Source organism: Streptomyces sp. NPDC101234, from assembly GCF_044767525.1.
In the GTDB taxonomy this organism is placed as follows: domain Bacteria; phylum Actinomycetota; class Actinomycetes; order Streptomycetales; family Streptomycetaceae; genus Streptomyces; species Streptomyces sasae.
Window position 1 is genome coordinate 157,496 of record NZ_JBIWOA010000002.1, and the last position, 12,347, is coordinate 169,842.

A 12,347-nucleotide genomic window follows, 5' to 3' on the forward strand; every position below is an offset into this window, starting at 1 on the left:
AAGGGGACCGGGCCTCCGTCGGCGGATCAGAGGATCAGTGGACCGGGACGGTCAGAAAGCCGCCTCGTCCAGCTCCATCAGGTCGAGGTCCACGTCGGCCGCGACCTTGCGGGCCAGGGTGACACCCGGCAGCACGTTGGCCGCGAAGAACTTCGCCGCCGCGATCTTGCCGGTGTAGAACGGCTTGTCCTTGCTCGACGCCGTCTGGAGCTTCTCGGCGGCGATCGCGGCACCCTTGAGCAGCAGGTAGCCGACGATCACGTCACCGGAGGCGAGCAGCAGGCGGGAGGTGTTCAGGCCCACCTTGTAGATGTTCTTGACGTCCTGCTCGGTGGCCGCGAGGTCGGTCAGCATCAGGCCGACGATCGCCTCCAGCTCGACGGCCGCCTTCGCGAGGTGCTCGCGGGCGCCCGCCAGGTCCTCGCCGCCGGTGCCGAGCGCGAGGAACTTCTTGATGTCCTCGGCGAGGGAGTTCAGGGCCGCGCCCTGGTTGCGGACGATCTTCCGGAAGAAGAAGTCCTGGCCCTGGATCGCGGTGGTGCCCTCGTACAGGGTGTCGATCTTGGCGTCGCGGATGTACTGCTCGATCGGGTACTCCTGCAGGAAGCCGGAGCCGCCGAAGGTCTGCAGCGACTGGGCGAGCTGCTCGTAGCCCTTCTCGGAGCCGTAGCCCTTGACGATCGGCAGGAGCAGGTCGTTGAGCGCGTGCTCGGCGGAGGCGTCCTCGCCGGTCGTCTCCTTGACCGCGATCGCGTCCTGGACCGAGGCCGTGTAGAGGACCAGGGCGCGCATGCCCTCGGCGTAGGCCTTCTGCGTGATCAGCGAGCGGCGCACGTCGGGGTGGTGGGTGATGGTGACCTTGGGCGCGGTCTTGTCCAGGAAGTTCGCGAGGTCCGGACCCTGGACGCGCTCCTTGGCGTACTCCAGGGCGTTGAGGTAGCCGGTCGACAGCGTCGAGATGGCCTTCGTGCCGACCATCATCCGGGCGAACTCGATGATCCGGAACATCTGGCGGATGCCCTCGTGCTTGTCACCGATCAGCCAGCCCTTGGCCGGGTGACGGTCGCCGAAGGTCATCTCGCAGGTGTTGGAGGCCTTCAGGCCCATCTTGTGCTCGACGTTGGTCGCGTAGACGCCGTTGCGCTCGCCCAGTTCGCCGGACTCGCCGTCGAACAGGTACTTCGGGACGAGGAAGAGGGAGAGGCCCTTGGTGCCGGCACCGGCACCCTCGGGGCGCGCCAGCACGTAGTGGAGGATGTTCTCCTCCATGTCGTGCTCACCGGAGGTGATGAAGCGCTTCACACCCTCGATGTGCCAGGAGCCGTCCTCCTGCTGGATCGCCTTGGTACGGCCGGCGCCCACGTCCGAGCCCGCGTCGGGCTCGGTGAGCACCATGGTCGAACCCCAGGTGCGGTCCACCGCGATCTGCGCCCACTTCTTCTGCTCCTCGGTGCCCTCCTCGAAGAGGATCCGGGCGAACGCCGGGCCGGAGGAGTACATCCACACGGCCGGGTTGGCGCCGAGGATCAGCTCCGCGTACGCCCAGATCAGCGACGGGGGAGCGGTCGTGCCGCCGATCTCCTCGGGCAGGCCGAGGCGCCAGTACTCGGAGTCCATGAAGGCCTTGTAGCTCTTCTTGAAGGACGCCGGGACCGGCGCGGTGTTGGTCTCCGGGTCGAAGACCGGCGGGTTGCGGTCGGCGTCGGCGAAGGACTCCGCGAGCTCGTTCTCGGCGAGCCGGGTCAGCTCCTCCAGGACGCTCTTCGCGGTGTCGGTGTCCATCTCGCCGAACGGACCGGTGCCGTACAGCTTGTCGCGACCGAGCACTTCGAACAGGTTGAATTCGATGTCGCGCAGGTTGGACTTGTAGTGCCCCATGGTGACGGCTCCGTATCCGGATCGGCGAGGCACTGAATCCTCGCGCAAGCTTTCACATACCAACGAGTAGCTCAGATGATGCTACCCGTCGGTAATAAGACGCAACCCCCATCCGGTGAAGTGTGAGATGGGTCTACCTTCTCGCGTGCACCGCGTGTCTCGGTAGGCTTGCGCGCATGTATGGATACGGCCAGCCCATGGACGGTGGGGCTGCTCAGCAGCAGTACGCCCAGCCGCAGCAGCAGATGCCGGGCGGCCATGGCGGATACGGCCAGCAGCCACCGCTCTACCCCGAGCCGTCCCCGCCGTCCCTCGCGGACGCGGTGCGGGCCTTCACCACCGGTCAGGTGACCGCCGAGGACTTCCAGCAGGTCTTCGCCACGTCGAAGGTCTACTGCCCGCGCGGTGACAATCCCGGCTTCCTCGCCCTGCACAACACCCAGCAGCCGGTGATCCCGATGTTCACCTCGCTGAAGGAACTGCGCCGGTACGCGGGCAAGGAGTCCAAGTACTTCGTGATCACGGGCTCGGAGGTCATCGACCTCCTCCCGACCGGCTACGGCTTCGTCCTCGACATGGAGGGCGAGCACCGGATGGTCTTCGACGCCAAGGCCGTCGAGCAGATGGTCGAGTTCGCGATGCGCCGGATGTACGGCTGAGCCTTACTCCTGAATATCCCCTTCCGCTCGTCGGGCTCGCCTACTGTGCCCGCGTGACCGAGATCGACTCATCGCCGCTGGTCCTGCATGGCCGGCGGCGTTCTGCTGCCCGGCTGCGGTCCGGCGTACTGCTGCGGGAACAGGGCGGGGTACGGCGCCGGATACCCGTGGCCGCGATCGAACGCGTGGAAGTGCGCGGCCGCACGGGGCGAGAGCTCGCCGTCTTTCTGACCTCCAACGATCCGCGTCCGGCCGCGCCCGGACGCTCCCTCGTCTCCCGAAGCGCCCCGGCCGTACGGGAGTTCGCGGAGGCCCCGCGTCGTGCGCTGCCCGTGCGGGACGCCGCCGAGCCGCGCCCGGACGGCGCCTCGCTGGTGTCCGTGGAGCCGAGTCGGCCTCGGCAGGGCGGCGAGCGCGCCGGCTGCCCTGCGCGCCTGACGGCGATCCGGGAATGTTCGCCGGCCGCGCTCCGTTAGGGGTGGCAGAAAGTTCAACGCTCAACTAAAGTGGGCGCACAAGGAGGAGCCAACATGCCTGCAGTGACCGTCGAGAACCCGTTGACCCTGCCCCGAGTGGCCGCATCCGTCGATGCCGTGGCCCGGCCCGTGCTCGCCGTCACGACCGCGCCGAGCGGTTTCGAGGGTGAGGGCTTCCCGGTGCGCCGGGCGTTCGCGGGGATCAACTACCGCCACCTCGACCCGTTCATCATGATGGACCAGATGGGTGAGGTGGAGTACGCGCCGGGCGAGCCCAAGGGCACGCCGTGGCACCCGCACCGTGGCTTCGAGACCGTCACCTACATCATCGACGGCATCTTCGACCACCAGGACTCCCAGGGCGGTGGCGGCACCATCACCAACGGCGACACCCAGTGGATGACGGCGGGCTCGGGCCTGCTGCACATCGAGGCTCCGCCGGAGTCGCTGGTCGTGTCCGGCGGTCTCTTCCACGGCCTCCAGCTGTGGGTGAACCTCCCGGCCAAGGACAAGATGATGGCGCCGCGGTACCAGGACATCCGCGGCGGCCAGGTCCAGCTGCTGACGTCCCCCGACGGCGGTGCGCTGCTGCGCGTCATCGCGGGCGAGCTGGACGGCCACGCCGGCCCCGGCATCACCCACACGCCGATCACGATGATCCACGCCACGCTCGCCCCGGGCGCGGAGATCACGCTCCCGTGGCGCGAGGACTTCAACGGCCTGGCGTATGTCATGGCCGGCAAGGGGTCGGTGGGCGCCGAGCGCCGCCCGATCCAGCTCGGTCAGACGGCGGTCTTCGGCGCGGGCTCCTCCCTCACCGTCCGCGCGGACGAGAAGCAGGACTCGCACACGCCGGACCTGGAGGTCGTGCTCCTCGGCGGACAGCCGATCCGTGAGCCGATGGCCCACTACGGCCCGTTCGTCATGAACACCAAGGACGAGCTGATGCAGGCCTTCGAGGACTTCCAGAAGGGCCGCCTGGGGACGATCCCGGCGGTGCACGGAATGACCGAGAGCGGCCCGCAGGCGTAACCGGACAACGACAGAGGCCTGACGCGGCATTCGCGTCAGGCCTCTTTCCTTCCCTGCTCCTCGACTGCGCTTTTCGACCGCGCTTCTCGACGGACCGAGTCGGGTGGTGGGCGGGCAGAGGTCTGGGGGGTCCAGGGGGCGGAGCCCCCTGGTACGGGGCCCGGAGCGCCGGTTCACCCGCCGGGAGGTGTACGGCAGGACAGGCGTCGGCGCGCATGATCCGCTGGTGCCGTGTCGCTGTTGCCCGAGTCCGTGCGCCGGTTCGCCGCCTGGTGTGCCGTGCTGCTGCTGGCCTCCGGCGTCGGCTGGGTCGGGATCCGGCTCTGCTCGGAGTTCCGTACCGCGGTGACACCCGTGCTGCTCGCACTGCTCGGCACCGCGCTGCTCGGGCCGCTCTACCGGTGGCTCGTACGGGCCGGGGTGCAGCGGTCCCTCGCCGCCGGCCTCACCTGTGTCGCGGTGGTCGCGGTCGTCGGCGGTGCCGTCTACGTCGTCGTCGCCGCGCTCGTGGAGACCGGCGACGAGATCGTCGCCTCGCTGAAGGACGCGGCGAAGTCGGTCGCCGAGCACTTCGGGGCCGCCGGGACCTCGCTCGGCGACCTGGCGGGCAGCGCCAGGGAACTGCTGAGCAAGTTCGGCGGGACGGCGGCCTCCAACGTCATCAGCGGCGTGAGCGTGGTCGGCGAGTCCATCGCCATGGCCGTGCTCGCGCTGCTGCTCGTCTTCTTCTTCCTGCGCGACTCGCACCTCTTCGTCGACACCCTGCGGGCCGTGGCACCCGGCGGCAGCGCCGACATGCTGGAGGCCATGGCCCGCCGTGCCTTCGAGGGCATCGAGGGGTTCATGCGCGGCACCACCGTCATCGCCCTCATCGACGCCACCTGCATCACCATCGGCCTGCTGATCCTCCGGGTGCCGGGGGCCGTCGGGCTCGGCGCGCTCGTCTTCGTCGGCGCCTACATCCCCTACCTCGGCGCCTTCCTCTCCGGCGCCGTCGCCGTGCTGGTCGCCCTCGCCGACCGCGGCTTCGTCATCGCCCTGTGGACGCTCGGTGTCGTCCTCGCCGTGCAGGTCCTGGAGGGGCATGTGCTGCAGCCCATGATCCAGAGCCGCACCGTGCAGATGCACCCGGCGGTGGTGATGCTGGCGATCACGGCCGGGGCCTCCGTCGCCGGGATCCTGGGCATGCTGCTGGCCGTACCGCTCACCGCGGCCGCCTTCGGGGTCGTCCACGAACTGCGCGCCCGCTTCGCCACCACCTAGACGCCTTCGTCCAGGAGTCCCTCCCCCTCCGCGCTCTCTTCCCCCTCCTTCCCCTCGTTGCCCTCGTACAGCTCGAACCAGATGCTCTTGCCCTCCCCGCGCGGGGCGACGCCCCACGCGTCCGCGAGGAGTTCGATCAGCACCAGGCCACGGCCGGAGGAGGCCAGCTCGCCGGGCCGGCGCTTGTGCGGGAGGTCGTCGCCGGCGTCGGTGACCTCGACGCGGAGCCGGCGCTCGGGGGCCTGTCCGGAGACCTCGGCGAGCAGCAGCGCATCGACGTCGGTATGGACCAGCACGTTGGTGAGCATCTCGGAGACCAGCAGCACCGCCGAGTCGAGCTGGTCCGGCGAGCCCCAGTCGTGCAGCAGCTCACGCAGTTGCTGGCGGGCCTCGGCGACCCGCTCGGGCTCGTCCTGGGCCACCGAGAGGAGCGTGCGGCGGACCCGGGGCCGTACCGCGAAGGGCTCGTCGCCGCGGCCGGTGCCGGGCCGGGACAGCAGCAGGACCGCGATGTCGTCCTCGCGGCGGTCGGCCAGCGGCCCGGTGGTGTGGTGCGAGGAGGGTCCGTGCACGGCCTGGACCAGCGCGTCGGCCAGTTTCTCCAGGTCGCCGTCGTGCTCCTCCATGGTCGCCCGGATCCGCCGCCAGCCGCTCTCGATGTCGTGGCCGCCGGTCTCGATCAGACCGTCGGTGCACATCATCATGGTCTCGCCGGGTTCGAGGGCGAACCGCGTGGTCGGATAGTCGGCGTCGGGGTCGATGCCGAGCGGCAGCCCGCCCGCCGTCGGCCGTCGCAGCATCGTGCCGTCCGCGATCCGGATCGCCGGGTCCAGATGCCCCGCGCGGGCGATCTCCAGTACCCCGGTCACCGGGTCCGCCTCGACGTACAGGCAGGTCGCGAAGCGCGGGTCGGCGATCTCTTCGTCGTAGGTGATCCCGTGCAGGAAGCGCGAGGCCCGGGAGAGCACCGCGTCCGGGCGGTGGCCCTCGGAGGCATAGGCGCGCAGCGCGATCCGCAGCTGGCCCATCAGGCCGGCCGCGCGGACGTCATGGCCCTGGACGTCGCCGATGACAAGGGCGTAGCGGCCGGAGGGCAGCGGGATCATGTCGTACCAGTCGCCGCCCACCTGGAGCCCGCCGCCGGTCGGTATGTAGCGGGCGGCCACCTCCATGCCGGGGATCTCGGGGCCCAGCGTCGGCAGCATGGAGCGCTGGAGACCGTCCGTCAGCTCCCGCTCCGAGTCGGCGATCCCGGCCCGGGACAGGGCCTGCGCCAGCATCCGGGCCACCGTGGTGAGCACGGAGCGTTCGTCGGGGGTGAACGACACCTGATAGGCGAAGCCCGCCATCCAGGCGCCCATGGTCCGTCCGGCCACCGTCAGCGGCAGGAAGGCCCAGGACTTGCGGCCGAACCGCTCGGCCAGCGGCCAGGTCACCGGGTAGCGGGACTTGTACTGCTCGGGGGAGGAGAGATAGACGGCCCGGCCGGTCCGCACCACCTCCGCCGCCGGGTAGTCCGTCTCCAGCGGCATGCTGGTGAAGGGGCTGTCCTCGTCGATGTGCTGGCCGTGGTGGCCGAGCATCGTCAGCCGGTCGCCCTTGGCGCCGTAGAGGACCAGCCCGTCCGGGGAGAACCCCGGCATCGACAGGCCCGCCGCGACCCGCAGCACCTCCTCGGTGGACCGTGCCTCCGCCAGCGCCCGTCCGGCGTCCAGCAGGAACGCCTCGCGGGAGCGCCGCCAGTCACCGGTGACCGGATGCTGGGCGGCGGCGCCGGGGGACGGCTCGGTGACCTCCTGGATGGTGCCCGTGACCCGGTAGACGCGCTCCTCGGAGTCGTACACCGGTCTGAAACGGCTGCGTACGGTCCGGATCAGCCGGCCCCGCTCGTCCATGACCCGCAGCCGTACCTCGCCGAGCGTGCCCTCGACGGCGGCCAGCCGGGTGATGCTGGTGTTCTCGTTCCAGTCGACGGGGTGGAAACGGGACCTGACCAGGGCCTCCGAGAGGATGCCCGGCTCGGGTGGCAGCCCGATGAGCCGGGCCGCCTCCGCGTCCGCGGTGACCAGCCCGGTGGCGGTGTCCCAGTGCCACAGCCCGGTCGCGAGGGCGGCGAGGACGTCCTCCACGGCGGGCAGGGGCTCGCCAGTTCGCATTGCCCCACTTTAAGAAGACCGGATCGGAAAATGCTACCGATCACCGAGTGGGTAATCGGGGGAGGCGGCCCTGAGGGGCCCGGTACGCTGGGTGGTGTTTCACGTGAAACACCAGGCTGAAATCCCACCCCGATCCGCGAAGGCTGGATGAACCACGATGCATCGGTACAGGTCCCACACCTGCGGCGAGCTCCGCTCCTCTGACGTCGGCACCGACGTCCGGCTGAGTGGCTGGCTGCACAATCGGCGCGACCTGGGCGGCATCCTCTTCATCGATCTGCGCGATCACTACGGCATCACCCAGCTCGTGGCCCGTCCGGGTACGCCCGCCTACGAGGCCCTGGACAAGGTGAGCAAGGAGTCGACCGTACGGGTCGACGGCAAGGTCGTCTCCCGCGGTGGCGAGAACATCAACCCCGACCTGCCCACCGGCGAGGTCGAGGTCGAGGTCGGCGAGGTCGAGCTGCTCGGCGCGGCCGCCCCGCTGCCGTTCACGATCAACACCGAGGACGGGGTGAACGAGGAGCGGCGTCTGGAGTACCGCTTCCTGGACCTGCGCCGCGAGCGCATGCACCGCAACATCATGCTGCGTACGGCCGTGATCTCGGCCATCCGCCACAAGATGACGGCGCTGGGCTTCAACGAGATGGCGACGCCGATCCTGTCGGCGACCTCCCCCGAGGGCGCCCGCGACTTCGTCGTCCCCTCCCGGCTGAACCCGGGCAAGTTCTACGCCCTGCCGCAGGCCCCGCAGCAGTTCAAGCAGCTGCTGATGATCTCCGGCTTCGACCGCTACTTCCAGATCGCGCCCTGCTTCCGCGACGAGGACGCCCGCGCCGACCGCTCGCCGGGCGAGTTCTACCAGCTCGACGTCGAGATGAGCTTCGTCGAGCAGGAGGACGTCTTCCGGCCCATCGAGCAGCTGATGACCGAGCTGTTCGAGGAGTTCGGCGGCGGCCGCCATGTCACCTCGCCGTTCCCGCGGATCCCGTTCCGCGAGGCGATGCTGAAGTACGGCTCCGACAAGCCGGACCTCCGCGCCCAGCTGGAGCTCGTCGACATCACCGACATCTTCGAGGGCTCGGAGTTCAAGGCCTTCGCCGGCAAGCACGTGCGCGCCCTTCCGGTCCCGGACGTCTCCGCGCAGCCCCGCAAGTTCTTCGACCAGCTCGGTGACTTCGCGGTCTCGCAGGGCGCCAAGGGCCTGGCCTGGGTCCGCGTCGCCGAGGACGGCTCGCTGTCCGGCCCGATCGCCAAGTTCCTCACCGAGGACAACGTCGCCGAGCTGACCAAGCGCCTCCAGCTGGCCGCCGGTCACGCCGTGTTCTTCGGCGCGGGCGAGTTCGGCGAGGTCTCGAAGATCATGGGCGCGGTCCGGGTCGAGGCCGCCAAGCGCGCCGGGCACTTCGAGGAGGGCGTGTTCCGGTTCTGCTGGATCGTCGACTTCCCGATGTACGAGAAGGACGAGGACACCGGCGCGATCGACTTCTCGCACAACCCGTTCTCCATGCCGCAGGGCGGTCTGGAGGCCCTGGAGACCCAGGACCCGCTGGACATCCTGGGCTGGCAGTACGACATCGTCTGCAACGGCGTCGAGCTGTCCTCCGGCGCGATCCGGAACCACGAGCCCGAGATCATGCTCAAGGCCTTCGAGATCGCGGGCTACGACCGGGAGACCGTCGAGGACAAGTTCGCCGGCATGCTGCGCGCGTTCCGCTTCGGCGCCCCGCCGCACGGCGGTATCGCCCCGGGCGTGGACCGCATCGTGATGCTCCTCGCCGACGAGCCCAACATCCGCGAGACCATCGCCTTCCCGCTCAACGGCAACGCCCAGGACCTGATGATGGGCGCGCCGACCGAGCTGGAGGAGACCCGCCTGCGCGAGCTGCACCTGACCATCCGGAAGCCGCAGCCGAAGTAATCCCGAACATGGATGAGGGCCGGAAATCGCCGTAGATTTCCGGCCCTCTTTCTCTGTGCCGGCCCGCGCTTTCAGATTTCTTGGCTGATCACAGGTTGTTCCCATCACCCGGACAGCCTTCTTACCTAGCGTCCCGATCATGACGGGAACACAGAAACCAGCACACAAAAGGGATCTGACGCGACGCAAGGTCGTGGTGGCGGGCGGCGCGGCCGTGGCGGTCGCGGGTGTCGGCAGCGCGCTCGCCGCCAATGCCTTCGCGGACGAGTCGACGTCCACGACGGCCACGGCGTCGGCTTCCGCCGAGGCCTGCTACAAGCTCACCTCGGAGACCACCGAGGGTCCCTACTACATCGACGCGGACAAGATCCGCCGGGACATCACCGAGGACAAGGAGGGCATCCCGCTCACCCTGAGCCTCCGCGTGATCGACTCGGAGACCTGCAAGCCGGTGCGCAACGCCGCCGTCGACGTCTGGCACTGCGACGCCCTCGGCATCTACTCGGGCTACGAGAGCCTGTCCAGCGGCGGCGGTTCCGCCCCCTCGGACGCCCCCTCCGGCACCCCGACGGACACCCCCACCGGTGAGCCCCCGTCCGGCGCGCCCTCCGGCGGCACCGGCGGCGGCCAGCACGAGGAGCCCACCAGCGACACCCGCTACCTGCGCGGCACCTGGAAGACCGACAAACACGGCCGGGTGAGCTTCAAGACGATCTTCCCGGGCTGGTACCGGGGCCGCTGCGTGCACATCCACGTCAAGGTGCACGTGGACGGCAAGTGGACCGACGCCGGTTACGAGGGCGGGCACACCTGCCACACCGGCCAGTTCTTCTTCGCCGAGGAAGCGGTCATCGCCTCGGCCGCCGTCGCGCCGTACTCCACCAGCACCACCGAGCGCACCACGCTCACCGAGGACACGATCTACGACCAGTCCGGCACCCAGGGCGGTCTCCTCAAGCTGGAGTACCACAAGAAGGACATCGCGAAGGGGGTCCGCGCGTCCCTCACGGTCGGCGTCGAGCCCGACGCGACGCACGACGGCACGGACGACTCGGTCCAGCCGGGCGCGTCGGCCTCGGCCACGTCCAGCTGATTCACCCCGCGCTCCCGAAAAGGCGTCGTACTCGCTTACGGCGCCTTTTCCGTTGTTTTTCGGAGAGATGTCCGGTGTCTCCGGTGATGGTTTCCGGCCCTAATCCCCCGTGCTGGAAAAAGAGTGCCTTTTTCTCAGCTCGCTCCCAGCTTTCATACCTACCTTCCAGCCGCATGACAGACAACGAAAAGCTCAGCGAGAGGCGTCTCGACGACCCGACCCGGCGCAAGGTCGTCACCGTGGGCGCGGGCGCGGTCGCGGCGGTGGGTCTGGTCGGGGCGTTCGCGGCGAACGCGGCCGCAGGGGAGAGAAACACGCCCGGGGACGGCCCGCAGCACGGGCATCGGCCTGCGCCGCCCGAGGACTGCTACCAGCTCACCTCGGAGACCACCGAGGGTCCCTACTACATCGACGCGGACAAGATCCGTCAGGACATCACCGAGGACAAGGAGGGCATCCCGCTGACCCTCGCCCTGCGGGTGATCGACACCGAGACCTGCCGCCCGGTGCGCAACGCGGCGGTGGACATCTGGCACTGCGACGCGATCGGCTACTACTCGGGCTACGAGGCGGCCAGCGGCGGCGGTGGCGGCGGCGGTCCCGCGCCGACGGGTTCCCCGACCGGCACGCCCACCGACACCCCGACCGGACCCCCGCCCGGCGGCGGTGGCGGCGGCCACCAGGACCCCACCGACGACAAGCGCTACCTGCGCGGCACCTGGCGCACCGACCGGCACGGCCATGTCACCTTCAAGACGATCTTCCCGGGCTGGTACCGGGGCCGCTGCGTGCACGTCCACGTCAAGGTGCACGTGGACGGCGAGTGGACGGACGCCGGTTACGAGGGCGGGCACACCTGCCACACCGGCCAGTTCTTCTTCGACGAGGAGTCGGTCATCGCGACGACGACCCTCGACCCGTACGTCACCAACACCACCACCCGCACCACGCTCACCGAGGACACGATCTACGACCAGTCCGGCACCCAGGGCGGCCTGCTGAAGCTCCGCTACCGCAAGGACGACATCGCCAAGGGCGTCCTGGGCTCGATCACCATGACCGTGGACTCCGACGCCACCAACGACGGCGAGGACAGCGGCCCGGCCCCCTCGGCCTCGGCCTCGGCGTCGCCGTCCGCCTCGGCGAGCTGAACCCGTGGGACGGCCGGTGCGTCAGGTGTCGTACCGGCCGTCCCACGGCTCGCCGAAGCCCAGGTGGTCCGGGTAGAGCTCGGCCCACGGGCCGTCGTCGTCCTCCTTGGCGACCAGGCCGAAGAACACACCGTCGACGGTGAGCTGGAACGGGCGTATCGCGATGTCCGTGTAGGTCCGCCTCGGCAGGCTGCGCAGCATGGTCGCGAGGTGGGCGCGGGCCCGGGACAGCACCGAGCCGGTGCCGTCCGGGTCCCGCTGCTGTTCGGCCCAGCTGCCCGCACACCAGATCTGCGAGTCCCGGTAGCGGCCCTCGGCGTCGAAGAGATGGACCACCGAGTAGAGCCGTTTCTGCTCCTCCCAGCCCTCGTCGAGCCGGAACCCCTCGGGGAACGCGTAGGTGACCGACGCCAGGAACTGTCCGTCGGCGTAACGGCCGATCGCCTCGGTACGGCCGTGCGGCTCGTAGGCGATCGGGATGAGCTCAGGGGGTGCCATGGCGAAACCATACGGATGTGTTGTGGACATGCGGGTATTGGGGTGGGCCGGTGCCCGCCGGTCCGTCCGGCCGGGAAACGGCTGCCCTGGTCAACTTTCGCTGCCCGTACGCGAGAAGGCCGCCGTATCGCACAAAAAAACACGGCAACCTTTTCGATCTCCACAACCACAGAGGAGTGAAGCCCGCTGAGCGGGCCCGCCCCAAGCACCCGGAAGCACA

Annotated in this window: 10 protein-coding genes; 7 read left to right on the plus strand and 3 right to left on the minus strand. The window is 69.5% G+C overall.

Translation table 11 applies throughout. The features are described from left to right. Positions 1 to 51: 51 nt before the first annotated feature. Positions 52 to 1,878, minus strand: coding sequence for an acyl-CoA dehydrogenase (locus ACIRR9_RS04010; RefSeq protein ID WP_403747265.1), 1,827 nt, complete (start codon positions 1,876 to 1,878; stop codon positions 52 to 54). A gap of 176 nt (positions 1,879 to 2,054) precedes the next feature. On the opposite strand from ACIRR9_RS04010, the gene ACIRR9_RS04015 reads away from it, so the two are divergent. From ACIRR9_RS04015 to ACIRR9_RS04030, 4 genes are all read left to right on the plus strand, one after another. Next, positions 2,055 to 2,537, plus strand: a complete 483-nt coding sequence (locus ACIRR9_RS04015; protein WP_365340581.1) for an SseB family protein — start codon at positions 2,055 to 2,057, stop codon at positions 2,535 to 2,537. 53 nt (positions 2,538 to 2,590) lie between these two features. Then, positions 2,591 to 3,013 (plus strand): hypothetical protein, encoded by a 423-nt coding sequence (locus ACIRR9_RS04020; RefSeq protein WP_403747269.1) that lies wholly within the window; start codon positions 2,591 to 2,593, stop codon positions 3,011 to 3,013. Between the two features lie 54 nt (positions 3,014 to 3,067). Continuing rightward, positions 3,068 to 4,045 carry a pirin family protein gene (locus ACIRR9_RS04025; RefSeq protein WP_403747272.1) on the plus strand — a complete coding sequence of 326 codons (978 nt, stop codon included), beginning with the start codon at positions 3,068 to 3,070 and terminating at the stop codon, positions 4,043 to 4,045. 231 nt (positions 4,046 to 4,276) lie between these two features. Further along, positions 4,277 to 5,308 carry an AI-2E family transporter gene (locus tag ACIRR9_RS04030; protein ID WP_403747274.1) on the plus strand — a complete coding sequence of 344 codons (1,032 nt, stop codon included), beginning with the start codon at positions 4,277 to 4,279 and terminating at the stop codon, positions 5,306 to 5,308. On the opposite strand, the gene ACIRR9_RS04035 is transcribed toward ACIRR9_RS04030, so the two are convergent. After that, positions 5,305 to 7,464 carry a SpoIIE family protein phosphatase gene (locus tag ACIRR9_RS04035; protein ID WP_403747277.1) on the minus strand — a complete coding sequence of 720 codons (2,160 nt, stop codon included), beginning with the start codon at positions 7,462 to 7,464 and terminating at the stop codon, positions 5,305 to 5,307. The genes ACIRR9_RS04030 and ACIRR9_RS04035 overlap by 4 nt on opposite strands. A gap of 157 nt (positions 7,465 to 7,621) precedes the next feature. Between ACIRR9_RS04035 and aspS the strand changes: the two genes are divergently transcribed. The 3 genes from aspS (at position 7,622) to ACIRR9_RS04050 (ending at position 11,629) form a co-directional block, all read left to right on the plus strand. After that, on the plus strand, positions 7,622 to 9,385 hold the full coding sequence (gene aspS, locus ACIRR9_RS04040) for an aspartate--tRNA ligase (protein WP_365340571.1): 1,764 nt from the start codon (positions 7,622 to 7,624) through the stop codon (positions 9,383 to 9,385). Positions 9,386 to 9,524: 139 nt separating this feature from the next. Next, complete coding sequence (locus tag ACIRR9_RS04045) at positions 9,525 to 10,478, plus strand: intradiol ring-cleavage dioxygenase (protein WP_403747280.1); 954 nt, start codon at positions 9,525 to 9,527, stop codon at positions 10,476 to 10,478. Between the two features lie 173 nt (positions 10,479 to 10,651). Further along, on the plus strand, positions 10,652 to 11,629 hold the full coding sequence (locus ACIRR9_RS04050) for a dioxygenase (RefSeq protein ID WP_403747281.1): 978 nt from the start codon (positions 10,652 to 10,654) through the stop codon (positions 11,627 to 11,629). A gap of 21 nt (positions 11,630 to 11,650) precedes the next feature. Here the strand turns inward: ACIRR9_RS04050 and ACIRR9_RS04055 are convergent, their stop codons facing one another. Beyond that, positions 11,651 to 12,127, minus strand: coding sequence for a hypothetical protein (locus ACIRR9_RS04055; RefSeq protein ID WP_365340565.1), 477 nt, complete (start codon positions 12,125 to 12,127; stop codon positions 11,651 to 11,653). Between the last annotated feature and the right edge of the window lie 220 nt (positions 12,128 to 12,347).